The 23,834-nt window shown below is 73.4% G+C and carries 22 protein-coding genes; 16 read left to right on the top strand and 6 right to left on the bottom strand.

The window, feature by feature from the left end:
• Positions 1-64: 64 nt before the first annotated feature.
• The 15 genes from ACFW2G_RS03555 to ACFW2G_RS03485 all read left to right on the top strand — a co-directional run bounded on the left by ACFW2G_RS03555 (position 65) and on the right by ACFW2G_RS03485 (position 14,551).
• Positions 65-1,240 (top strand): NAD(P)/FAD-dependent oxidoreductase, encoded by a 1,176-nt coding sequence (locus ACFW2G_RS03555; protein WP_384446656.1) that lies wholly within the window; start codon positions 65-67, stop codon positions 1,238-1,240.
• Positions 1,240-1,551 (top strand): (2Fe-2S)-binding protein, encoded by a 312-nt coding sequence (locus ACFW2G_RS03550; protein WP_037915203.1) that lies wholly within the window; start codon positions 1,240-1,242, stop codon positions 1,549-1,551. The genes ACFW2G_RS03555 and ACFW2G_RS03550 overlap by 1 nt, the downstream gene beginning before the upstream one ends.
• Positions 1,532-3,127: an NAD(P)/FAD-dependent oxidoreductase gene (locus ACFW2G_RS03545; protein ID WP_384580277.1), complete on the top strand. Its 1,596-nt coding sequence runs from the start codon at positions 1,532-1,534 to the stop codon at positions 3,125-3,127. The genes ACFW2G_RS03550 and ACFW2G_RS03545 overlap by 20 nt, the downstream gene beginning before the upstream one ends.
• Before the next feature lie 75 nt (positions 3,128-3,202).
• The gene (locus tag ACFW2G_RS03540; RefSeq protein ID WP_384446651.1) at positions 3,203-4,117 is read left to right on the top strand and encodes a dihydrodipicolinate synthase family protein; all 915 of its coding nucleotides are present in this window, start codon (positions 3,203-3,205) and stop codon (positions 4,115-4,117) included.
• 20 nt (positions 4,118-4,137) lie between these two features.
• Positions 4,138-5,142 carry a proline racemase family protein gene (locus ACFW2G_RS03535; protein WP_384446649.1) on the top strand — a complete coding sequence of 335 codons (1,005 nt, stop codon included), beginning with the start codon at positions 4,138-4,140 and terminating at the stop codon, positions 5,140-5,142.
• A complete protein-coding gene (locus tag ACFW2G_RS03530; RefSeq protein WP_384580279.1) occupies positions 5,139-6,158 on the top strand; it encodes a proline racemase family protein in 1,020 nt (339 codons plus the stop codon). Before ACFW2G_RS03535 ends, ACFW2G_RS03530 begins: the two co-directional genes overlap by 4 nt.
• Positions 6,155-6,316 (top strand): hypothetical protein, encoded by a 162-nt coding sequence (locus ACFW2G_RS03525; protein WP_384580281.1) that lies wholly within the window; start codon positions 6,155-6,157, stop codon positions 6,314-6,316. Before ACFW2G_RS03530 ends, ACFW2G_RS03525 begins: the two co-directional genes overlap by 4 nt.
• Positions 6,317-6,326: 10 nt before the next feature.
• Positions 6,327-7,106: an ornithine cyclodeaminase family protein gene (locus tag ACFW2G_RS03520; RefSeq protein WP_384580283.1), complete on the top strand. Its 780-nt coding sequence runs from the start codon at positions 6,327-6,329 to the stop codon at positions 7,104-7,106.
• A gap of 70 nt (positions 7,107-7,176) precedes the next feature.
• Positions 7,177-7,887, top strand: coding sequence for a GntR family transcriptional regulator (locus ACFW2G_RS03515; RefSeq protein ID WP_384446645.1), 711 nt, complete (start codon positions 7,177-7,179; stop codon positions 7,885-7,887).
• 321 nt (positions 7,888-8,208) lie between these two features.
• A complete protein-coding gene (locus ACFW2G_RS03510) occupies positions 8,209-8,445 on the top strand; it encodes a hypothetical protein (RefSeq protein WP_037915220.1) in 237 nt (78 codons plus the stop codon).
• A 351-nt stretch (positions 8,446-8,796) separates the two neighbouring features.
• Entirely contained in the window at positions 8,797-10,539 is a 1,743-nt protein-coding gene (locus ACFW2G_RS03505) for an ABC transporter substrate-binding protein (protein WP_384580285.1), read from the top strand.
• Positions 10,540-10,561: 22 nt separating this feature from the next.
• The gene (locus tag ACFW2G_RS03500; protein WP_384580287.1) at positions 10,562-11,515 is read left to right on the top strand and encodes an ABC transporter permease; all 954 of its coding nucleotides are present in this window, start codon (positions 10,562-10,564) and stop codon (positions 11,513-11,515) included.
• Positions 11,512-12,498, top strand: coding sequence for an ABC transporter permease (locus tag ACFW2G_RS03495; RefSeq protein ID WP_384446639.1), 987 nt, complete (start codon positions 11,512-11,514; stop codon positions 12,496-12,498). The genes ACFW2G_RS03500 and ACFW2G_RS03495 overlap by 4 nt, the downstream gene beginning before the upstream one ends.
• Positions 12,498-13,502, top strand: coding sequence for an ABC transporter ATP-binding protein (locus ACFW2G_RS03490; protein WP_384580289.1), 1,005 nt, complete (start codon positions 12,498-12,500; stop codon positions 13,500-13,502). Before ACFW2G_RS03495 ends, ACFW2G_RS03490 begins: the two co-directional genes overlap by 1 nt.
• A gap of 23 nt (positions 13,503-13,525) precedes the next feature.
• Entirely contained in the window at positions 13,526-14,551 is a 1,026-nt protein-coding gene (locus tag ACFW2G_RS03485; RefSeq protein WP_384580432.1) for an ABC transporter ATP-binding protein, read from the top strand.
• Between the two features lie 132 nt (positions 14,552-14,683).
• Here the strand turns inward: ACFW2G_RS03485 and ACFW2G_RS03480 are convergent, their stop codons facing one another.
• Positions 14,684-16,741, bottom strand: coding sequence for an alpha/beta fold hydrolase (locus tag ACFW2G_RS03480; protein WP_384580291.1), 2,058 nt, complete (start codon positions 16,739-16,741; stop codon positions 14,684-14,686).
• Between the two features lie 83 nt (positions 16,742-16,824).
• On the opposite strand from ACFW2G_RS03480, the gene ACFW2G_RS03475 reads away from it, so the two are divergent.
• Complete coding sequence (locus ACFW2G_RS03475) at positions 16,825-18,387, top strand: MFS transporter (protein WP_384446633.1); 1,563 nt, start codon at positions 16,825-16,827, stop codon at positions 18,385-18,387.
• Positions 18,388-18,420: 33 nt separating this feature from the next.
• Here ACFW2G_RS03475 and ACFW2G_RS03470 read toward each other — a convergent pair whose 3' ends face one another.
• From ACFW2G_RS03470 to ACFW2G_RS03450, 5 genes are all read right to left on the bottom strand, one after another.
• A complete protein-coding gene (locus ACFW2G_RS03470; protein ID WP_384446741.1) occupies positions 18,421-18,933 on the bottom strand; it encodes an FBP domain-containing protein in 513 nt (170 codons plus the stop codon).
• 11 nt (positions 18,934-18,944) lie between these two features.
• Positions 18,945-19,625 carry a hypothetical protein gene (locus tag ACFW2G_RS03465; protein ID WP_384446631.1) on the bottom strand — a complete coding sequence of 227 codons (681 nt, stop codon included), beginning with the start codon at positions 19,623-19,625 and terminating at the stop codon, positions 18,945-18,947.
• A gap of 24 nt (positions 19,626-19,649) precedes the next feature.
• On the bottom strand, positions 19,650-21,104 hold the full coding sequence (locus ACFW2G_RS03460; RefSeq protein ID WP_384446629.1) for a cytochrome P450: 1,455 nt from the start codon (positions 21,102-21,104) through the stop codon (positions 19,650-19,652).
• 374 nt (positions 21,105-21,478) lie between these two features.
• The gene (locus ACFW2G_RS03455; RefSeq protein WP_384446627.1) at positions 21,479-21,997 is read right to left on the bottom strand and encodes a GNAT family N-acetyltransferase; all 519 of its coding nucleotides are present in this window, start codon (positions 21,995-21,997) and stop codon (positions 21,479-21,481) included.
• Positions 21,998-22,206: 209 nt separating this feature from the next.
• On the bottom strand, positions 22,207-23,736 hold the full coding sequence (locus ACFW2G_RS03450) for a UDP-N-acetylglucosamine 1-carboxyvinyltransferase (RefSeq protein WP_037915238.1): 1,530 nt from the start codon (positions 23,734-23,736) through the stop codon (positions 22,207-22,209).
• Positions 23,737-23,834: the final 98 nt, after the last annotated feature.

Genomic DNA, 23,834 nt, shown 5'->3' with positions numbered 1-23,834 from the left:
CCCGCGCCCGAGGAGGGCGCGGGGCGGTCTGGGCAGGCACTAAAGAATGTGACATATTACTGTCGTGCTCAAGAGACATCCTCTGGACGTCGTGATCATCGGTGCCGGCGTCGTCGGAGCGGCCTGCGCCTATTACGCGGCCCGCGCCGGACTCTCCGTGGCCGTCGTCGACCGCGGTCCCGTCGCGGGCGGCACCACCGGCGCCGGCGAAGGCAACCTGCTCGTCTCCGACAAGGAGGCGGGCCCCGAACGCGACCTCGCCCTGCTCTCCGCGCGGTTGTGGACGCAACTGGCCGAGGTCCTCCCGCGGGAGGTCGAGTACGAGCCCAAGGGCGGGCTCGTCGTCGCCCCGGACGAGGCCACCGTGAAGGCCCTGCGGAGCTTCGCCGAGGGCCAGCGCGCGGCCGGGGTCGACGCGGTCGAGGTCCCCGCGCACGCCCTGCACGACCTGGAGCCCCACCTGGCCCCGGACCTGGCAGGGGGATTCCACTACCCGCAGGACGCGCAGGTCCAGCCGGCGCAGGCCGCGGCCCGGCTGCTGGCCGCCTCGGGCGCCGCGGCGTACCTCGGCGAGGAGGTGACGGAGGTCCTGCTGGACCGGGGCGTCGTGCGAGGCGTCCGCACCCCCCGCCGCGAACTCCGGGCCCCCGCCGTGGTGAATGCGGCCGGCACCTGGGGCGGGCACATCGCCTCGCTGGCCGGCACCGACCTGCCCGTCCTCCCGCGCCGCGGCTTCGTCCTGGTGACCGAACCGCTGCCGCGAGTGGTCCGGCACAAGGTCTACGCGGCCGACTACATCGCGGACGTCGCCAGCGGCTCCGCCGCCCTGCAGTCCTCGGCCGTGGTGGAGGGCACCCCCTCGGGACCGGTCCTGATCGGCGCCACCCGTGAGCGGGTCGGCTTCGACCGGAGCCTGTCGACCGAGGCGCTGCGCCGGCTGGCCTCCCAGGCCGCGGAGCTCTTCCCCGTCCTGTCCGGCGTGCGGGTCCTGCGCACCTACCACGGCTTCCGCCCCTACCTGCCCGACCACCTCCCGGCGATCGGCCCGGACCCCCGCCGCCCCGGACTGCTGCACGCCTGCGGCCACGAGGGCGCCGGCATCGGCCTGGCCCCGGCCACCGGGCTGATGATCGCCGCCGCGCTGACGGGGGCCGAACCCCCGCTGCCCGCCCACCCCTTCCGCCCGGACCGCTTCGGCGCCGGCCCGATCCCCGCCGACACCCCCGAGGAGCACTCCTGATGCGCAGCCCCCGCTCGCTGGTCGGCGGCAGCCCGGCGGCCGCGTACGAGATCACCTTCGACGGCCGTGAACTGCCCGCCCTGCCCGGCCAGAGCGTCGCCGCGGTGCTCTGGGCCGCCGGGATCCTCGCCTGGCGCACCACCCGGGAGGGCGGCGCGCCGCGCGGCGCCTTCTGTGGGATCGGCAGCTGCTACGACTGCCTCGTCACCGTCAACGGCCGCCCGAACCAGCGCGCCTGCCTGGTCCCCGCCCGGCCCGGCGACGCCGTCACCACCCAGGAGGGAACCGGCCATGCCGACCTCGCCGTCTGACCCCGCCGAGCCGCCCCGCGCCGTGGGCCGGCCCGGATCCGCACAGCCGTCTGCGTCCGCCGGTCCGTCCCGGCCCCCGGAGCCGTCCGCACAGCCGTCTGCGTCCGCCGGGTCCGCCGGGTCCGCCGGGTCCGCCGCGTCCGGCGCGCCGGGCGGTGCCGAGCAGGTCGACCTGGCCGTGGTCGGGGCCGGGCCGGCCGGACTGGCCGCGGCCGTCACCGCCGCCGGGCTCGGACTCCGAGTGGCCCTCCTCGACGCGGGCGACGCCCCCGGCGGGCAGTACTACCGCCACCCCGCACCGGGCCTCGGTGCCGCCCGCCCCGAGGCCCTGCACCACGGCTGGGCCGAGTTCGCGGCCCGCGCGGCCGCCCTGCGCGCCCACGAGTCGGCCGGCCGGATCGTCTACCTGCCGCTCCATCACGTGTGGACGGTGGCACCGCGAGAGGACGGCTGGACCCTGCACGCCGTCGCCGGCCACGCCCCCGACGAGCGGGCCGCGGCGGTCGCGGCCCGCGCCGTGCTCGTCGCCACCGGCGCCTACGAGCGCCAACTGCCCTTCCCCGGCTGGACGCTGCCCGGAGTGGTCGGGGCCGGTGGGGCGCAGGCCATGCTCAAGGGCGGACTGGTGCTGCCGGGCCGGCGCGTGGTGGTCGCCGGCAGTGGTCCGCTCCTGCTCGCGGTGGCCGGGTCCCTCGCCGCCGCCGGAGCCGCCGTGCCCGCCGTGGTGGAGGCCGCCGCCTACACCGCGTACGCGGGTCAGGTGCCCGCGCTGCTGCGCAATCCCGGCAAGCTCGTCGAGGCCGCCGCCTACGGGGGAGCCCTGGCCCGTGGCCACGTCCGGCTGCTGACCCGGCACGCCGTCACGCAGGCCCACGGCACCGGCCGGATCGAGGCCGTCACCGTGTCCCGACTCGACCGCGACTGGCGTCCGCTGCCCGGCACCGCCCGCCGGATCCCCTGTGACGCGCTCGCCGTCGGCCACGGGCTCGTGCCCCAGCTCGAACTCGCCACCGGACTCGGGTGCGCCACCCGGACCGGCCTCGACGGCACCGTCGCCCTGGAGGTCGACGCCGGGCAGCGCACCTCGGTCCCCGGCATCTGGTCCGCGGGGGAGACCGGCGGCATCGGCGGTGCCCAGCTGGCCCTGGCCGAAGGCGAGCTGGCCGCGCACTCCGTCGCGGCGGCGCTGCGCCCGGGGCGGCCGGCCCCGGGCGACGGGGCCCGCCTGACCCGCCTCGCCCGCCGCCGCGACCGGCTGCGCGCCTTCGCCGACGCGATGGCCGCGGCCCACCGGCCGGGCGCGGGCTGGACCGGCTGGCTCCGGGACGATGCCGTGGTGTGCCGCTGCGAGGAGGTCCCGGCCGGCCGGATCCGCGAGGCGGCCGGTGACCTCGGGGCGCGGGACGCCCGTACGGTCAAACTCCTCACCCGGGCCGGCATGGGTTGGTGCCAGGGCCGCATGTGCGGTCCGGCCGTCGCCGCCCTGGCCGGAGCGGAACCCGCCGCGGACCGCCGTCCCCTCTCCTGTCCGGTCCCGCTGCGCGACCTCGCCGGACTTCCCGCCACCGACCGCTGATCGGGGGTGGCGTGGCCCTTGTGGCCGCACCGCACCCACTAGTAAAATGTCACACACCACACGAGGGAGCCTCTCATGACCCACGCGCACACCCCCGCGCCCCGCACCCGTCCCTGGCACGGAATCATGGTCGCTACCGCGCTCCCCCTGCGCGAGGACCTCACCGTCGACTACGACGCCTACGCCGAGCACGTGGCCTGGCTGATCGAGGGAGGCTGCGACGGCGTGGTCCCCAACGGCTCCCTCGGGGAGTACCAGACCCTCACCGACGAGGAGCGGGCGCGCGTCGTGCGTACCGCCGTCGAGGCCGCCGGCGACGGCGCCCGCGTGATGCCCGGCGTCGCCGCCTACGGCAGCGCCGAGGCCCGCCGCTGGGCCGAGCAGGCCGCCGAGGTCGGCGCCGGCTCCGTGCTCCTGCTGCCGCCCAACGCCTTCCGCGCGGACGAGGAGACCGTACGCGCCCACTACGCCGAGGTCGCCCGCGCCGGGCTGCCCGTGGTCGCGTACAACAACCCCATCGACACCAAGGTGGACCTGGTCCCCTCCCTGCTCGCGCGGTTGCACGCCGACGGATCCATCGTCGCCGTCAAGGAGTTCAGCGGTGACGTGCGCCGCGCCTACGAGATCGCGGAACTCGCCCCGGGCCTCGACCTGCTCATCGGCGCCGACGACGTCCTCCTCGAACTCGCGCTCGCGGGCGCGGTCGGCTGGATCGCCGGCTACCCCAACGCCCTGCCGCGCTCCTGCGCCACCCTCTACCGGGCCGCCGTCGCCGGAGACCTGGAGACCGCCCTGCCGCTCTACAAGTCCCTGCACTCCCTGCTGCGCTGGGACTCCAAGACCGAGTTCGTCCAGGCCATCAAGCTCTCCATGGACCTGGCAGGCCGCCCCGGCGGCGCCACCCGCCCGCCGCGCTTCCCGCTCACCGGCGACACCGAGGCCGCCGTCCGCGCCGCCACCGAGAAGGCCCTCGCCGAGGGACTGAACTAACCAGCAGGAGGGGACCCCTGATGCGCACGCGCCACGTCTACCACGCGGTGGACTCACACACCGAGGGCATGCCGACCCGGGTCGTCACCGGGGGAGTCGGAGTGGTCCCCGGCGCCACCATGGCGGAGAAGCGGCTCCACTTCATCGAGCACATGGACCACGTACGGACCCTGCTGATGTACGAGCCGCGCGGGCACTCCGCCATGAGCGGCGCCATCCTGCAGCCCCCGACCCGCCCCGACGCCGACTACGGCGTGCTCTACATCGAGGTGTCGGGCCTGCTGCCCATGTGCGGGCACGCCACCATCGGAGTGGCCACCGTCCTGGTCGAGACCGGCATGGTGCCCGTCGTCGAACCGGTCACCACCGTCCGGCTCGACACCCCGGCCGGACTGGTGAGCGTCGACGTGCGGGTGGAGGACGGCGCGGCCACCGCCGTCACCCTCACCAACGTCCCCTCCTTCAGTGTCGGACTCGACCTCAAGGCCGACGTGCCCGGCCACGGCACGGTCACCTACGACCTCGCCTACGGCGGCAACTTCTACGCCTTCGTCGAACTCGACTCCCTCGGGCTGCCCTTCGACCGCACCCGCAAGGACGACCTGCTCGCCGCCGGGCTGGCCGTCATGGACGCCATCAACGCGGGCCCCGACCGGCCCGCCCACCCCGAGAACCCCTCCATCGCCGGCGTCAAGCACGTCTACCTCGCCGCTCCCGGCTCCGACGCCCGCCGCTCCCGGCACGCCATGGCCATCCATCCGGGATGGTTCGACCGCTCGCCTTGCGGTACGGGCACCAGCGCGAGGATGGCCCAGCTGCACGCCCGGGGACTCCTCGCGCTCGGTTCCGACTTCGTCAACGAGTCCTTCATCGGCACCGAGTTCACCGGCCGGCTGGTCGCGGACACCACCGTCGGCGGACTGCCCGCCGTGGTGCCGACCGTGACCGGTCGGGCCTGGATCACCGGTACCGCCCAGTACTTCCTCGACCCGTCCGACCCCTTCCCCGGAGGCTTCCTGCTGTGATCAGCGTCCGAACGGTGGACTACCACACCGCCGGCGAGCCCTTCCGGATCGTCGACACCGCAGGCGAGGGCATGCCGCCCGTGCCGGGGGACACCGTCGCCGAGCGCTGTGCCACCGCCATCGGCCCCGGCGGATCGGGCACCGCGCCGCGCCGGGGCGCGCTGGACGACGTACGGCGGCTGCTGGTCCAGGAGCCGCGCGGCCACGCCGGGATGTACGGCGGGTTCGTGGTTCCCGCCGACGACGACGGGGCCCACTTCGGTGTCCTGTTCTGGCACAAGGACGGCTACTCCACGGCATGCGGCCACGGCACCATGGCCCTCGGGGCCTGGGCGGTGGACAGCGGCCGGGTCCCCGCCCCGGACGACGGGGACGCCCCGGTGCGGATCGACGTACCGTCCGGGCGGGTGACCGCCACCGTCCACCGCGGCGGGGGACGCACCACCGGGGTCACCTTCCGCAACGTCCCGGCCCGGGTGAGCGCCCGGAAGGTGCCCGTGGCGACCTCGGTGGGACTGGCGGAGGCGGACATCGCGCACGCCGGCGCCTGCTACGCCTCCGTCCGGGCGCGCGATCTCGGCCTGGAGGTCTCGCGCGCCGCGCTGCCCGCGCTGGTGCGCGCCGGGCAGGAGATCCGGGCCGCCCTCGCCGGCCATCCCGCCACCTGGCACCCCGACGGCCCGCTGCTGTCCGGGGTCTACGGCGTGATCCTCCACGAGGACCTGCCCGACACACCGTTCGGGCCGCACCAGCGCAACGTGACCGTCTTCGCCGACGGGCAGGTCGACCGCTCGCCCTGCGGCTCCGGCACCTCGACGCGGGTCGCCCTGCTCGCCGAGGACGGACGGCTCGGCCCGGGCGAGGACCTGTTGAGCGAGTCCGTCACCGGCACCGTGTTCACCGGCCGGATGCTGGACGGCGGGGTCACCGAGGTGACCGGCAGCGCCTACCGCACGGGTGAACACGCCTTCTGCGTCGACCCGCACGACGCCCTCGGCGCCGGGTTCCTGCTGTGACGGGGGAAGCCGGGACACCCCAGCTGGACGCCGGGGCCATGGCCGCGCTGCTCGGCCCGGCCGCGGCGGCCGACGCCCTGGCCGCCGCCCTGCGCGGCGGCCTCGACCCGGAGAGCTGCCCCCCCGCGCTCCGCGATCGCCGTCCCCGGCGACGGTGAACTGCTGCTGATGCCGGCCGCGTCCGGCGCCTACGCCGGGGTGAAGATCGCCGGTGTCGCGCCCGGGAACCCGGCCCGCGGGCTGCCCCGCATCACCGGCTCCTACTTCCTGCTGGACGGTCCCACCCTGCGCCCGCTGGCCCTGCTCGACGGCGCGGCCCTGACCGCCCTGCGCACACCGGCGGTCTCGGCGCTCGCGCTGCGCCACCTGGCGCCGGCCGGGCGCCCGCTGCGCGTGGTGCTGTTCGGCTCCGGCCCGCAGGCGTACGGCCACCTCGAAGCCGTCCTCGCCGAGCGGGTGGTGGAGTGCGTGGTGGTGGTCGCTCGGAACGGGGAGCGGGCCGAACGGCTTGCGGCGCACGCCCGCACTCTGGGTCCGCCCGCCCGGACCGGCACCCCCGGGGACGTGGCCGACGCCGACCTCGTCGTCTGCTGCACCACGGCCCGCGAACCGCTCTTCGATGGGCGGCTCGTGCGGCCGGACGCGGTGGTCGTGGCGGTCGGGTCGCACGAGCCGACCGCCCGGGAGACCGACACCGCCCTCGTGCGACGCGCGGCGGTGTACGTGGAGTCGCGGGCGGCCGCGCTGCGAGAGGCGGGTGATTTGCTCGTCCCGGAGGCGGAGGGGGCCATCGGGCCGGGGCACATCACCGGCACGCTCGCGGACCTGGTCGCCGGACAGCTGCCGGTCGGCGGGGAGCGGGGTTGTCCACAGCTCTTCAAGAGTGTGGGCATGGCCTGGGAAGATCTTGCCGTGGCGGTCGCGCTCTACGAGGCCGCTGGAGTGTGAGCAGCGCAACGTGACATTGTACGCTGTTGCCCTGCTCATCGGCAGGTGAAAGGGTCTCGGAGGAAACGCAATGGGTGACCTGAAGCAGCACAGTCTCATCAAGGCCCAGGAACGACTCCGCGACCAGGTCGGGCACGCCCTCCGAGCCGCTCTGATAGCGGGCGAGCTGCGCCCCGGCAGTGTCTACTCCGCCCCCGGCCTCGCGGCCGAACTCGGCGTGTCGGCAACCCCGGTGCGCGAGGCCATGCTCGACCTGGCACGGGAGGGCCTGGTCGAACCGGTCCGCAACAAGGGCTTCCGGATCACCGAGGTCAGCGAGCGCGACCTCGACCAGTACACCGAGCTGCGCACCATGATCGAGGTGCCGACCATCGGCCGGATCACCAAGACGGCCACGGCCGAACAACTGGAGGAACTGCGCCCCGTCGCGGAGGAGATCGTCACCAGCGCCCGCGAACACAACCTCATCGGCTACCTGGAGGCCGACCGCCGCTTCCACCTGACGCTGCTGGGCCTCGCGGGCAACGAACGGCTCGTGGAGACCGTCGGCGACCTGCGCAAGCGCTCCCGCCTCTACGGGCTGACCGGACTGGACGAGGCGGGCAAGCTGGTCTCCTCCGCCGAGGAGCACCTGGAACTGCTGGATCTGATGATCAATGGAGACGCGAAGGCGGCGGAGGCCTGCATGCTGCGCCACCTGGGCCACGTCCGCTCCCTGTGGGCCCAGGGCCGCGACGAACCGGTGGGACGCACTTTGGGTGGCCTGGGCCCGGTGCGCTGACGCCGTGATCCGGTAACGTGCCGCGAGGCCGACGGCCGCTTCGAGGTCCGAAAGGCGGCAGCCGGCCATCGGGGCGGTCGGCCCTCGACCAGATCGGCCGCGGCGGCCCGCGGAGGCCGCCACGGCCGACCGGTCCGAGCGGGCTCCGATGTTCACGAGGTACGCCGCCGGGACGGTCGACCCGATCGGGCGGATGCGCGAGAAGGGCCGTTCCCCAGCGCCGACCGGAGCCGCCCGGCGCATCCGGCCGGGTCGGTCATCGGGCGGCAAAGTCCCTCTCCCCGCCCGTGACCGGGCTCCGGCCGAAGCGTTTGCCCCCACGTGACGCTCGACGACCTGTACACCAGCATCGTGGCCGAGGAGATCGAATCCACGGCCGAACCCGAACGACTCCCCCTCCTCACCCGGGCCGAGGCCGACCTCGCCCTCGCCGTGCTCGACGTCGTCGCGGACGGCGCGATGGACGACGAGGTGCGGACCACCGCCCGGGCCCTGCGGTCCCGCCTCGGCCTGCGGCTGTGCACGGAGGGCCCGCACACCGGCTTGACCCCGGGCTGAGTGCGGTGGCCGCGAAGTCCACGGCGCCGGCGTCGAGGGGGCGGGCCGGGGGGCACCCGGACCGCCGCCCCCCGGCCCCACCGACCACCGACCCGACCGGTGGTCCCACCCGTCCGCCGCCTCTTCGCGCAGCACGCGACCCCGGCAGCCCGCCACGGCCCGGACGGCCTGACGTCGGCCGCCACCCTCACCAACGGCAGGCGCACGCGGGCCTATCGGCCGCAACGGACTGGCGGAGCTCGGACACGGCTGCATAACGGCAGGCCCAACCCCTTGTCAGTGCAATTTCACATTACTATGTTACCGGTCACATCGTAGAGCCGCTGAGCGTGCCCTTCCCTGGAGTGACCCATGACCAAGCGCACCCAACTCGCCCTCGCCACCGCCCTGGTGGCCGCACTCGCACTCGGTGCCTCGGGCTGCTCCGGCAGCGGGAAGGGCTCGGCGGGATCCGGTGCCTCGAACCCGGCCGCCGCCAACGACGGCAAGATCCTCGGCGGTACCCCGGTCAGGGGCGGCACCCTCACCGTCCTGTCCAACCAGGACTTCGCCCACCTCGACCCCGCCCGCAACTGGGTCATGCCGACCATGGACTTCGGCACCCGCCTGCTCTACCGCACGCTCGTCACGTTCAAGGCCGAGCCCGGCAAGGCGGGCAGCGAGCTGGTCCCCGACCTCGCCACCGACCTCGGAACCCCCTCCAACGGCGGCCGCACCTGGACCTTCACCCTCAAGGAGGGCGTGAAGTACGAGGACGGCAGCCCGGTCAGGGCCCAGGACGTCAAGTACAACGTCGAGCGCTCCTTCGCCCCCGACCTCACCGGCGGCCCCGACTACGCCGCCCAGTACCTGGCCGGCACCGACGGCTACAAGGGGCCCCTCCAGGGGCAGCACCTCGACTCCGTCAAGACCCCGGACGACCGCACGATCGTCTTCGAACTCAAGCGCCCCGTGGCCGAGTTCTCCGCGACCGCCACCCTGCCGACCTTCGCCCCGGTGCCCCAGTCCCAGGAGAAGGGCACCCAGTACGACGCCCGCCCGTTCTCGTCGGGCCCCTACAAGATCGAGTCGTACGACCGCGACAAGAAGCTCGTCCTCGTCCGCAACGAGCACTGGGACCCGGGCACCGACACCGTCCGCAAGGCCTATCCGGACAAGTTCGTGGTCGTCATGGGCCTCAAGGGCGGCCAGATCGACGACCGGATCATCGCCGGCGAGGGGGCCGACGCCTCCACCGTGCAGTACGCCGACATGCGCCCCGAGAGCGCCCCCAAGGTGCTGCCCAAGCCCGACGTCAAGGCCCGGCTGCTCGCCGAGTCCCAAGGCTGCACCGAGATGCTGCACCTCAACAACTCACGCGCCCCCTTCGACGACCCCAAGGTCCGCCAGGCCATGCAGTACGCCGTCGACAAGGAGGCCGTCGTCACGGCGGGCGGCGGACCCGCCCTCAACGAGATCGCCACTGCCTACCTGCCCCCGGCCCTCTCCGGCGGCAAGCAGGCCGACACCCTGAAGATCCCCCCGGCCGGCGACCCCGCCAAGGCCAAGGAACTGCTCAAGGCCGCGGGCAAGGAGACCCTGAAGGTCTCCCTCTCCGTCTCCACCGGCGACAAGGGCAAGGCCGAGGCCATCCAGCAGGGCCTGTCCCGCGCGGGCATCGAGGTCGTCATCGACACCGTCGACCCCGGCGCCTACTACGACGTCATCGGAGACCTGTCCACCACCCCCGACATGACCCTCACCGGCTGGTGCCCGGACTACCCCTCCGGCTCCACCTGGATCCCCTTCGTCTTCGACGGACGCACCATCAAGCCCAAGGGCAACCAGGGCAACTACAGCCAGTTCCGCGACGAGGAGGTCATCAAGCGCATCGACGAAATCAGCGCCATGGCCGACGCCCAGCAGGCCAACCAAGCCTGGATCGACCTCGACGCGACCCTGATGGCCAAGTCCCCCAACGTCCCGATCCTGCTGGAGCGCAAGCCCCTCCTCGTCGGCACGAACATCGCGGGCGCCTTCGGCCACCCCGTGTGGACCGGCACCATCGACTACGCCACGGTCGGCCTCAAGGACCCCGCGAAGAGCCAGGGCTGAGGAATCCGGAGCCCCCGACCCCATGACCACCACAGCAGCGGCCCGCGCCGCCGCCCCGGACCGGCCCGCGGCGGCGCCCGGCAGCAGTCCCTGGCAGCTCGCCCGCCAGGAGCTCCGCCGCCGCCCCGCCGTCCGCGTCAGCCTCGCCATCGTCGGGCTCTTCGTCCTGATGGCCGCCACCGCGCCCTGGCTGGGCGCGCTCGGCGGCTGGTCCCCGCACGAGTTCGACAAGAATGCCGTCGACCCCTATCTCGGGGGCCAGCCGATCGGCGCCTTCGGCGGGATCGGAACCGAGCACTGGCTCGGCGTGGAACCCGTCACCGGCCGCGACCTGTTCGCCCGGGTCGTCCACGGCGCGCAGGTCTCCCTCCTGATCGCTTTCGCGGCCACCACGATCGTGGTCCTCGCCGGCACCGCCGCCGGGATCGCCGCCGGCTACTTCGGCGGCCGCACCGACGCGGCCCTGTCCCGGCTCATGGACCTGACCATGTCCTTCCCCTCCCTGATCTTCATGATCGCCATGCTGTCCGTGGCCAAGGACGTCAACCGGCTCGTCCTCATGACCGTGGTCATCGGCCTCTTCGGCTGGCCCGGCATCGCCCGGGTGGTCCGCGGCCAGGCCCTCTCCCTCAGACACCGCGAGTACGTCGACGCCGCCCGCGTCGGCGGCGCCGGCCCCTGGCGCATCCTCACCCGCGAGGTCCTGCCGGGCGTGGCGGGCCCCGTCATCGCCTACACCACCCTGCTCATCCCCGGGATGATCAGCACCGAGGCGGCTCTCAGCTATCTCGGCGTCGGCGTCCGCCCGCCCACCCCCTCCTGGGGCCAGATGATCGCCGAGTCCGTCGCCTACTACGAGACCGACCCCATGTACTTCGTCATCCCCAGCGTCTTCCTCTTCCTCGCCGTGCTCGCCTTCACCCTGCTCGGCGACGCGCTGCGCGACATCCTCGACCCGAGGGGAGGGCGCACGTGATCCTCTACCTCGCCCGCCGGCTGCTCGCCCTCGCCGGAGTGCTCCTCGCCATCACGGCCGTCACCTTCCTCATCTTCTACGTCCTGCCCGCGGACCCGGCCGCGGCCGCCTGCGGCAAGACCTGCAGCGCCGAGCGGCTGGCCGACGTACGCGTCCACCTGGGCCTCGACCAGCCCCTGGTCAAGCAGTTCGCCGACTTCCTGACCGGCATCTTCACCGGCCGCACCCTCGGCACCGGCCAGTACGCCGTCACCTGCGACTTCCCCTGCCTGGGCTACTCGTACGAGAGCTCCCTGCCCGTGTGGGACCTGCTCATGGACCGGCTCCCCGTCTCCGCCTCCCTGGCCCTCGGCGCCGCCGTGCTGTGGCTCCTCCTCGGCCTCGGTGCCGGGGTCACCGCCGCCCTGCGCAAGGACACCGCCACCGACAAGGCCCTGATGGTCGGTGCCGTGGCCGCCGCCTCGCTGCCCGTGTACTTCACCGCGGTGATGCTCATCCACGGCGTCATCCGCATCGCCGGACTGCTGCCCTACCCCGCCTACCAACCCTTCACCGACAACCCGCTCGGATGGGCCTCGAACCTGCTCCTGCCCTGGACCGCGCTCGCGCTGCTCTACGCCGCCATGTACGCGCGCCAGAGCCGGGGCTCGATGATCGAGGCGATGGCCGAGCCCTACATCCGCACCGCCCGCGCCAAGGGCCTGCCCGAGCGGACGGTCGTCGTCAAACACGGCCTGCGCTCCGGGATGACGCCGATCCTGACCCTCTTCGGCATCGACCTCGGCGGGCTGCTCGCCGGCGCCGTGATCACCGAGTCGATCTTCGGACTCCCCGGCATCGGACGGCTCTTCTACGGCGCCCTCGTCAGCTCCGACCAGCCCGTGGTCCTCGGCGTCACCCTGCTGGCGGCCTTCTTCATCGTCGTCGCCAACCTCGTCGTCGACCTCCTGTACGCCGTCATCGACCCGAGAGTGAGGTACTGATGGCCGATCCGCTCCTCGAAGTACGCGACCTGCGCGTCACCTTCACCACCCCTCGGGGGACCGTCCGGGCCGTCGACTCCGTCGGCTTCACCGTCGAGGCCGGACGCACCCTCGGCATCGTCGGCGAATCCGGCTCCGGCAAGTCCGTCACCTCGCTCGCCGTCATGGGCCTGCACCGCGGCTCCGTCGAGGTCGGCGGCTCCGTCACGCTCGCCGGACGGCCGCTGATCGGCCTGAGCGAGCGCGAGCTCGGCACCGTGCGCGGCCGCCGGATGGCCATGATCTTCCAGGACCCGCTCTCCAGCCTGCACCCCTATTACACCGTCGGCGAGCAGATCGCCGAACACTTCCGGGTGCACTTCAAGGCTGGACGGGCCGCCGCGCGCAGACGAGCCGTCGACATGCTCGGCGAGGTCGGCATCCCCGAACCGGCGCGCCGGGCGGGGGAGTACCCGCACCAGTACTCCGGCGGCATGCGCCAGCGCGCGATGATCGCCATGGCCCTGGCCTGCGAACCCGACCTGTTGATCGCCGACGAGCCGACCACAGCCCTGGACGTCACCGTGCAGGCGCAGATCCTCGAACTGATCGCGAGGCTCCAGCAGGAGCGCGGACTCGGCGTCGTGATGATCACCCACGACCTGGGCGTCGTCGCCCGCGTCGCCCACGAGGTCCTGGTCATGTACGGCGGACGCGCCGTCGAACAGGCCCCCGTCGAGGCGCTCTTCACCGATCCCGCCCACCCCTACACCCGGGGGCTGCTCGACTCGCTGCCCCGCCTCGACACCGCCGACGACGAACCGCTCCCCTTCATCCCCGGGTCCCCGCCGTCCCTCCTCGCACCCGCGCCCGGCTGCGCCTTCGCGCCGCGCTGCCCCCGGGCGGCCGAACGCTGCACCGGCGAGCGGCCGGATCCGGCTGCGTACGGGGACGGGCCCGGACGGACCGTGGCCTGCCACTTCGCCGGGGCCCCCGCCGCACCAACACAGGAGGCGGCCCGATGACCGGCACCGCGAACGGCAGCACGATGGACGCCACGACCGGTACCACGACCGGTACCACGACCGGGGCGAGCGGCCCGACGGGCGCACCACTGCTGTCCGTACGGGACCTCACCATGACCTTTCCCGGCCGGCGGTCCGCGACCGGGCGCCGGGGGGCGCCCGTGCGCGCCGTCGACGGGGTCTCCTTCGACCTGGCGGCCGGTCGGACCCTGGGCCTGGTGGGGGAGTCGGGCTGTGGGAAGTCCACCACCGGGCGGATGCTCGTGCGGCTGCTGGAGCCCACCTCGGGCCGGATCGTCTTCGAGGGCGAGGACATCAGCCGCCTCTCACAGGGCTCCCTGCGCCCGCTGCGCAAGAACATCCAGATGGTCTTCCAGGATCCGCACTCCTCGCTGAACCCCCGGCAGACCGTGGCCCGGATCATCTCCGAACCACTGCTGGTGCAGGGCTGGAGCGCGGGTGACGCCCGGCGCCGCGCCGCCGACCTGATGGAACTCGTCGGGCTGATCCCCGAGCACATCGACCGCTACCCGCACGAGTTCTCCGGCGGCCAGGCCCAGCGCATCGGCATCGCCCGCTCGCTGGCGACCAGCCCCCGGCTGATCGTCGCCGACGAACCGGTCTCCGCGCTCGACGTCTCCGTCCAGGCGCAGATCGTCAACCTGATGGAGCGCCTGCGCGCCGAACTGGGCCTGGCCTACGTGTTCATCGCGCACGACCTGTCGGTGGTCAAGCGGGTCAGCGACCGGGTCGCCGTCATGTACCTCGGCCGGATCGTCGAGATCGGGGACAAGGCGTCCCTCTACGAGACCCCCCAGCACCCCTACACCCGGGCGCTGTTGTCCGCCGTGCCGCTGCCCGACCCGGCGGCGGAGCGGCGACGGGAGCGGATCGTGCTGCTCGGCGATCCGCCGAGCCCGGCCGCTCCCCCTCCGGGCTGCACCTTCCACCCGCGTTGCCCCAAGGCCCAGGAGATCTGCCGGACGGAGCGCCCGTTGCTGCGTCCTGCCGCCTCGCGAGAGGTGGCGTGCCACTTCCCGGGTGACTGACGGGGATCACGGGAAGCGGGGGACCCGGGGGCCGACACGATCGCCCCCCGGGTCCCCCGACCGCTCCGGTGGAGGCGGCACCGCGGCGGGGCACCCCGGACTTGCGGCCACGGCCGCCCCGCCGCAGGACCGTCAGGCGAGTGCGCGCCGGAAGAAGTCGAGTTCCAACGCCATGATCTTCTCGCGGGTGCCCCCCGGGGTCATGTGGGTCACGCCGGGGAGGGCCAGCAGCTGGTGGGGGCGGCCCGCGTCCGTCAGGGCCTGCGACAGGCGCAGGGTGTGCGACGGGTGGACGTTGTCGTCGGCCAGGCCGGTGACCAGCAGCAGCGGGCGGGTCAGTTTCGGGGCGTCGGGCAGGAGCGAGTCCCGGTCGTAGACCTCCGGGTGGTCCTGGGGCAGGCCCAGGTAGCGCTCGGTGTAGGCGGTGTCGTAGTGCCGGAAGTCGGTCGGCGCGGCCCCGGCGGCCGCGGCGTGGAAGACGTCGGGGCGGCGCAGTACGGCCATCGCCGACAGGTAGCCGCCGTAGGACCAGCCGCGGACGCCGACCCGGCCCAGGTCGAGCTCGCCGTGGCGCGCAGCCAGCGCGTGCAGTGCCGCGACCTGGTCGTCCAGGGTGACCTCGGAGAAGCCGCGGTACATGGCGTGGGTGTGGGAGGGCGAGACGTACGCGGTGCCGCGGTTGTCGACGGTCACCACCGCGAAGCCCTGGTCGGCCCACCACTGCCGGTGCTGCCAGCGGCGCGGGTCGGCGGTGATGTCCTGCGCACCGGGACCGCCGTAACTGTCCATCAGGACGGGCAGCTTCCGCCCGGGGACGTGCCCGCGGGGCAGTACGAGCGCGGTGGGCACGCCGTACTCGGTGACCCGCTCCAGGACCGGGGCCACCCGGTACGGCAGTGGCTGCGACAGGTCGGCCGGGACCAGTTCCCGCCCGTCGGGGGTCCGTACGACGCGCCGCACGCCGTCGGCGTCGGCGGAGGTCAGCAGCAGGAAGCCGGCCGAGGCGGTCGCGCTGTGGACGCCGGGACCGTCGGCGAGCGGGGTCACCTCCCCGGTGGCGGTGTCCAGCAGCAGCACCTGCTGTTCGGCCGGATCGCGCAGTCCGGCCTCGACCAGCAGCCGGCCTTCGTGGACCCCGGCCACCCCGCGGACCTGGACGTCGTCCCCGGTGAGGAGTGCTCCGTCCACGGCGAGGGCCCGGGCGGCCCCGTCGGGGGTGTCGGCCGCGGTCAACATCCGCCCGTCGGGCAGGCGGGCCGGAGTGCCGGGGACCAGCGGGTCCACCCACTGGGGGTGCGTGGTGCGGGACAGCTCCCGGGTGCGGCCGGTGGCCGGGTCGGCGGAGAGCAGCAGCACGGTGCGCTGGAGCCGGTCCTGGACCGTCAGCAGGATCTCCGAGGCCGACTCCCAGCCCGCGTCGGAGACGTAGGGGTAGGTCTCGCAGTCCCACTCGATCCGTACCCGGGTCTCGCCGAGCACCCAGAGCTGCACCTCGGCGTTGGGGCCGCCCGCCTCCGGGTAGGCGAAGTCCTCGGCCGGCAGCTCGGGGTGGGCGGGGTCGGCGAACCACCGTCGCTGGAGGGCGGATTCGTCGACGCGTGCGGCGAGCAGCGTGACTCCGTCGGGCGACCACCAGTGGCCCCGGGAGCGGCCGAGCTCCTCGGCGGCGGCGAATTCGGCCAGGCCCCAGCGGGCTCCGTCGTCGGGGCTGACCCGGCCGCCCGGGGCGACGTACAGGGCGTCGTCGGCGACGTAGGCGGTGCGCGAGCCGTCGGAGTTGGGGCGCGGGTCCAGCGCGGGTCCGGCGGCGGGGATCTCCCTGACGGTCCCGGATCCAGCGCCCGCGGCGGTGACCTCGTAGAGCCTGCCGTACAGCGCGAAGGCGGCGCGGCGCCCGTCGCCGGAGAGGGCGTAGGAGCCGATCCCGGCGGCGACGAGGCGGGTCCGCTCGCGCAGCCGGCGTTCGGCGGTGGGGAGGGTGCCGGGCTCGGGGCACAGGTCGCGCGGATCGGCAAGCCGGATCTCGGCGCCGGTGGCGGTGTCGAGCACCCAGAGGCTGTCGAAGGCGTCGGTGGGTCCGGTCGACCGGAGGAACCAGAGGAGGCGGCCGTCGTCCCCGAAAGACAGTGCCCGCGGGGCGCCGTGGGTGAATCGGGCCGTGCTCGCGGAGAGCCTGAGAAAGTCATCCATGATCGTAGTGTGACATGTGAAATGTCACCACCACTAGGCCGTTCGAGTGGTGGCCCCAGGGGTGCGGGCTTAGCGTCGGGAGGGTGGACCCGAACGCAACGCCGAGCAGCAGACGGACCGACGGCAAGGACGGCGCGGTCCGGGGAGGCGGCAGCACACTCGCCCTGGTCGTCATCGCGTCCTGCCAGCTCATGGTGGTTCTCGACATCACCATCGTGAACATCGCGCTGCCGCACATCCAGACTGCGCTGAACTTCTCGACCGAAAGCCTCTCCTGGGTCGTCAACGCCTACACCCTCGCCTTCGGCGGCCTGCTCCTCCTCGGCGGACGCACCGGCGACATCCTCGGCCGCAAGCGCGTTTTCATCTTCGGCGTGCTGCTCTTCGGCCTGGCCTCGCTCCTTGGTGGACTCGCCCAGAACGAGGGACAGTTGATGGCCGCACGTGCCCTCCAGGGCGTCGGCGGCGCCATCGCCTCGCCGACGGCCCTCGCGCTGATCACCACCACCTTCCGCGAAGGACCCGACCGCAACAAGGCGTTCGGGGTGTTCGCCGGCGTCTCGGCGGCCGGCGGCGCGATCGGACTCCTCGCGGGCGGTGTCCTCGTCGAGTGGCTCGACTGGCGCTGGGTCCTCTTCGTCAACGTCCCCATCGCGCTGGTGATCGCCGTACTGGCCTCCAAGGTCCTGCGCGAGTCCGAACGCCACCCCGGCCACTTCGACTTCGCCGGCGCGCTGCTGTCCACCCTCGGCATGGTCGCGCTCGTCTACGGCTTCATCCGGGCCTCCCAGGAAGGCTGGCGCGACCCGGTGACGCTCGGCTCCTTCGGAGCCGCCGTGGTCCTGCTGACGCTCTTCGTCCTCAACGAGCGGCGGTCGCCACAGCCCATCACCCCGCTGCACATGTTCGCCGACCGCAACCGGGCCGGAACCTACGGGATCATGCTCATGCTCGCCTGCGCGATCTTCGGCATGTTCTTCTTCCTGACCCTCTTCGTCCAGATCGTGCTCGGCTTCAGCCCGATCCAGGCCGGCCTCGCCTTCCTGCCCGTCAGCGCGGTGATCGCGGTGGGTGCGGGCCTCACCGCCAAGCTCCTGCCGAAGTTCGGGCCCAAACCATTCATGGTCGGCGGCGCACTGTCCTCGGCGGCCGGTCTCGCCTGGCTGACGCAAACCGACGTCCACTCCACCTACCTCGGCAGCATCCTCGGCCCGATGCTGCTCTTCGCCCTCGGTATGGGCCTGCAGTTCGTCTCGCTGACGCTGATGGCCCTGTCCAACGTCCCCGACCGAGAGTCGGGAGCGGCATCCGGGCTGCTGAACACGATGCAGCAGGTGGGCGGCTCCCTCGGCCTGTCGATCCTGGTGACCGTGTACGGCACGGCCAGTCGCAACGAGGCCAAGGAACTGGTGCCGGACTTCCTCGCCACGGCCGGCCCCGTACAGAAGGCCTTCTTCGAGCGCACCGGCCAGCTCCCGAAGCCGTGGGGCGACCAGGTGCTCACCTCCGGCATCAGCGCGGCCTTCGTCGTGGCGGCCCTCTTCACCCTGGTCGGTGCGGCGATCGCGGTGTTCGTCATCCAGGTACGCCCTTCCGACCTCGAACGCCTCCAGGGCAACCACAAACCGGCGGCCGACCGCATCTGACGGCCACATCCGGCAGGTTCGGGCGCGGGCGGCTCAGCCGACCGTGACCCCGGTGACGCGGGAGACGAAGCCGTTCAGGTTGGCCTCCATGCGGGCGAGGCGCTCGCCCACGGTCAGCGACTCCTCCTGCCGCCCGCCGCGCAGCTTCGGCTGCCGCTTCCCGCGGACGTACAGGGGGCAGGCCAGGTCCGCGCAGACGTAGGTGCCGACCGTGTTCCCCTCGCGGCCGCGGGCGCCCGCCAGCGGCGCGGCGAGCAGGGTGACCCCGGAGGAGGCGTGACCTGTCAGGCAGATCTGGCACAGGCTGGACTTCACCGCGCTGGTGCGGCCCACCGACGGCACGCGCAGCGAGATCCCCAGCGGGCCCTCCTCCCGGGGCAGCACGAGGTGGGCCCGCAGCGGAGCGCCCGGGTCGACCCAGCCCAGGAAGTCCAGGTCCTCCCAGGGAAGTTCGGAGAAGTCCAGGGGCAGGCGCAGGCGCGCCGCCTCGCCCTTGGTGCAGTTCACGAAGGATGTGCGGATCTGTTTCTCGCTGAGTGGTTCCACGGGCATCGACCCTATGGTGTGTCCCGGCCGGCCCGCACCCCGATTTCCGGCCCGGGGCCGGCCCCGCGCGCACCCGCCGGCGCGGACGGCGGCGGCGTCGCACCCGGTGCCTCCGTGCTGCGTGCGGGCCCGAGCGCGGCGCGCAGCCGGGCCGCGTCCGCCCGGCTGCCCATCCGCAGGGCCAGCCACGAGCCGTCGGTGAACACCAGGTCCACCCGGGCCGGCCGGCGGCGCAGCCGGGGGACGCGGCGCAGCGAGCAGACGGCGGTGTGCGCCCCGCGGGCCGGGTCGCCGCGGCCCCAGGGCGGCCGCGCCGTCACCGTGCCCGCGGCCACCGGGCCGTCGATGCGCCGCGCGGTGAACAGGCCGCCGGGCCCCTCGGTCTCGGCCTGCCAGTGCGCCCAGTGGAAGCCGTGCAGGGCCAGGGCGAAGCGCCCGGCCCGGCTCGCCCAGCCGCCGCGCAGGGCCGGTCCGTGCAGGAGCCGCCCGGCCAGGCGGGCGGTCCGCTGGAAGGGGTCGAGGAGCGCGGCCACGGCGTCGGCGAGGTCGTCGGGCAGCGCGGTGAGGAAGCGGAAGAGGAAGAAGTCGCCGATCCGGCGCCGCAGCGGCAGCGGGGCGGGCGAGCCGGGCAGCAACGCGCGCTTCGGCCTGCGTACGTACGGCGACAGCCGGCCCGCAATCTCCTCGTCCATCCGGCCATGATGGCCGGGCGGCCGCTAGCGGTCCACGCGACGGACCCGGCAGCGCGCCGGACCCTCCGTCCGCAGGGTGATTCCCGCCCCGACCGGGATCCGGGTGTCCACCGCCTCGAACGCGTACGTCCGCAGGATCATCGCCAGCGCGACCACCGACTCCAGCATCGAGAAGTGCTGCCCGATGCAGGCGCGCGGGCCGCCGCCGAAGGGGAACCACGCGTAGCGCGGCCGTCCGGCCTCCGCCTCCGGCGTGAAGCGCTCCGGGTCGAAGCGGTCCGGGTCCGGCCAGTACTCCGGATGGCGGTGCGTCACCCAGGGGGCCAGGATCACGTCGGCGCCCGCGGGGATGGTGTGCTCCCCGATCCGGGTGGCGGCGACGGCCCTGCGGCCGATGACCGGCGCGGCCGGGTACAGCCGCATGGCCTCCTTGACCACCTGCGAGAGGTACGGGAGCCGGTCCAGGTCGCGGGCCTGCGGCGTACGGTCGCCCAACACCCGGGTGATCTCCGTGCGGGCCCGGTCCTGCTGCTCGGGGTGGCGGGCCAGCAGGTGCAGGGCGAAGCAGAGGGAGGTGGCGGTCGTCTCGTGCCCGGCGAGCAGGAAGATCAGAACCTGGTCGCGCAGCTCGGCGGCGTCGAACGCGCCGTCCTGCGAGCTCCGGGCGGCGGCCAGCAGCGTCAGCAGGTCCTCGTCGGCGGCCTGCCCACCGGTGGCGCCGGCGGCCGGGGCCTGCCCATCCGGGGCGGGGGCGGGGGCGCGGTCCCGCCGCCGCTGCCCGATGATCTGGTCGCAGACCCCGTACAGCTCGTCCATCGCGGCGGCCGCCCGCCGGTTCGCCGGGGTGGGCCAGTGGCGCGGGACGGTGGCGGGGGAGTACCCGCGGCGCAGCACGTAGTCGGTGATCACCGGGAAGCAGCGCGCCACGACGTCGGCGGTGGCCTCGACGTCGGTGCCGAAGAGGATCCGGGCGACGGCACGCAGCGCGAGGTGCGTCATCTCGTCGGAGAGGTCCACGACGCCGTCCGGGGCCTCCTGCCAGGCGGTGACGACCGACGCCGTCTCGGCGGCGACGGCCCCGGCGTACCCGTCCACCCGGCGCCGCGTGAACAGCGGCTGCACGAGCCGGCGCTGACGCAGGTAGTCCTCGTCCTGGCTGGTCAGCAGTCCGTTGCCGAAGGAGTCGCGGACCTCCTGGTAGAAGGGGTTGTCCTTGCGGAAGTTGGCCGACTGGGAGGCGAGCACCTGCTGGACGCCCTCGGGCGAGAACACGCAGTACAGGTCGGCCCGCATCCCGGGCGGCCCGGCCGAGACCCGCACGACGTCACCGAGCCACTGCCGAGCCCGCAGATAGGTGCCGAGGGAGTCCGACTTCAGGTCGTGGAGCGATCCGAGCAGCGGCGCCCCGGGAAGCACCGGAACCCCCGTACCCGCACTCGTACCCGCACCTGCGCTGCCCGCGTTCCTGCCCAATGTCATGCCGACGCCCGCCCGTCCCCGGTCCCCTGCTGCCGGAGCCCGATTCTGCCGTCCGCGTCCGCTCCTGGCGAGAGCGCGTGCGGCCGCGCGGGCGGCGACGGGCTCGGTGACCGGTGCACCCGAATTCCTTCGGCGAGGCCGGCCGCCCGGCACCCTGCTCGTACGGATTAGGCAGGTGCGCGGCGACGGGGAACCGTTGCAGGGGCCGGCCCTGGGCCGCGACCGCGTCCGGCCGGTCCCGCGACGCGGCATGCGGCCACCTGCCGCCGGTAACGCCACGACCACCCGCGGTCGGAGCGCGGACCCGCCCGCGGCCTTTCGGCCCTCGGTGCTCTCCTGGACGTTGATTCCGCGGTGGTGCACGAAACACGCCGTCAGAACGACCGCCGGTAGCGCAGCTCGCACAGCGTGACGTCGCCATAGACGTCGTCCTGCGCCGCACCGTCCGCCCGGTAGCCGGCCCGCGCGTAGAAGCGCCGGGCCCGGTGGTTGTCCTGGAGCACCCACAGGGCCGAGCTCTCGAAGCCCTGCTCCCTCATCGCGGCGTGCGCCGCGCGGAGGAGTGTGCGGCCGACGCCCGTGCCGATGAGGTCCGGAGCCACGTACAGGGCGTGGACCTCGCCCACCGGCCCCGTCACGCCGGACACCTCACTGCGGGAGGGCCCGAAGCAGACCCACCCCACCGGACCGCGGTCGCCGACCGCCACCAGGTCCCTGGAGCGGCGTCCGGGGCGGCCGAACCACTGACGCCGCTGGTCGGCATCGTCCTCGACCGTCATCGCGTCCAGGTGAGCCTGCGGCACGATACCGGCGTACGCCGCCTGCCAACCCCGGACCCGGACCGCCGAAACGGCCTCGATGTCCCCCTCGTCCATCTCCCGTATGCGCACCACCGCGCCACGCTAACCCACCCCCTCCACCCGTATCACCGTTGAGCCCCGGTCGGCAGATCCCCGGACGGGCCGCGATGGGGCGTCCGGCGGGTTCGACGGGCGGCCACAGCCCGAACTCCGGGGCACTGACGACGGGTCGATCCACGCCAAGGCGGTGACGATCGTCAACCCGCGCCCGACGGTCCGCCGGGCCCCGGGGCGCGGGCGGCTCAGATGTCGCGGAAGATCTCGATCTGGGCGCCCACCGAGTTGAGGCGCTCGGCCAGTTCCTCGTAGCCGCGGTTGATCACGTAGACGTTGCGCAGGACCGAGGTGCCCTCGGCCGCCATCATCGCCAGCAGGACGACCACCGCCGGGCGGAGGGCCGGCGGGCACATCATCTCCGCGGCGCGCCAGCGGGTGGGGCCCTCGACCAGGACCCGGTGGGGGTCCAGGAGCTGGAGGCGGCCGCCGAGGCGGTTCAGGTCCGTCAGGTAGATGGCGCGGTTGTCGTACACCCAGTCGTGGATGAGGGTCTGGCCCTGGGCTACGGCCGCGATGGCCGCGAAGAAGGGGACGTTGTCGATGTTCAGCCCGGGGAAGGGCATCGGGTGGATCTTGTCGATCGGAGCCTCGAGCTTCGAGGGGCGGACCGTGAGGTCGACGAGCCGGGTGCGGCCGTTGTCCGCCGAGTACTCCGCCGAGCGGTCGTGGTCGAGTCCCATCTCCTCCAGCACCGCGAGTTCGATCTCCATGAACTCGATCGGCACCCGGCGGATCGTCAGTTCCGACTCCGTGACGACCGCGGCGGCCAGCAGGCTCATCGCCTCGACGGGGTCCTCGGAGGGGGAGTAGTCCACGTCCACGTCGATGTTCTGGACGCCGTGGACGGTGAGCGTGGTGGTGCCGACGCCTTCGACCTTGACGCCCAGCGCCTCCAGGAAGAAGCACAGGTCCTGGACCATGTAGTTGGAGGAGGCGTTGCGGATGACGGTGACGCCGTCGTGCCGGGCGGCCGCCAGCAGCGCGTTCTCGGTGACCGTGTCCCCGCGCTCGGTCAGCACGATCGGGCGGTCGGGAATGACGCCGGCCGCGACCTTCGCGTGGTAGATGCCCTCGGTCGCGGTGATGTCCAGGCCGAAGCGGCGCAGGGCGATCATGTGCGGCTCGATGGTGCGGGTGCCGAGGTCGCATCCGCCGGCGTACGGCAGGCGGAAGGTCTCCATGCGGTGCAGCAGGGGGCCCAGGAACATGATGATGCTCCGGGTCCGGCGGGCCGCGTCCGCGTCCATGGCCTCCATGTCGAGGCGGGCCGGCGGGACCAACTCCAGGTCCACGCCGTCGTTGATCCAGCGGCTGCGGACGCCGATGGAGTTCAGGACTTCCAGGAGGCGGTAGACCTCCTCGATGCGGGCCACCCGCCGCAGGACCGTACGGCCCTTGTTGAGCAGTGAGGCGCAGAGCAGCGCGACGCAGGCGTTCTTGCTCGTCTTGACGTCGATGGCGCCGGACAGGCGGCGGCCTCCGACCACGCGCAGGTGCATCGGGCCGGCATAGCCCAGGGAGACGATCTCGCTGTCGAGAGCTTCACCGATTCGGGCGATCATCTCAAGGCTGATGTTCTGGTTGCCGCGCTCGATCCGGTTGACCGCGCTCTGGCTGGTGCCGAGGGCTTCGGCGAGCTGACTCTGTGTCCAGCCCCGGTGCTGCCGGGCGTCACGGATGAGCTTGCCGATGCGTACGAGGTAGTCGTCTGCCATGGGGGCACCGTATCTCAGATATGAGATGACTCCTGCGTCGGGTGTGGCAGATGGGTGAATCGAACGCCGTGGCGGTCATGCGTCGAGTGTGCGTCGGG

Origin of the sequence: Streptomyces sp. NPDC058880 (assembly GCF_042742535.1) — a bacterium.
Lineage (GTDB): Bacteria > Actinomycetota > Actinomycetes > Streptomycetales > Streptomycetaceae > Streptomyces.
The sequence above is the reverse complement of the archived record's forward strand: the minus strand, read 5'-3'. Positions and strand labels throughout refer to the sequence as shown.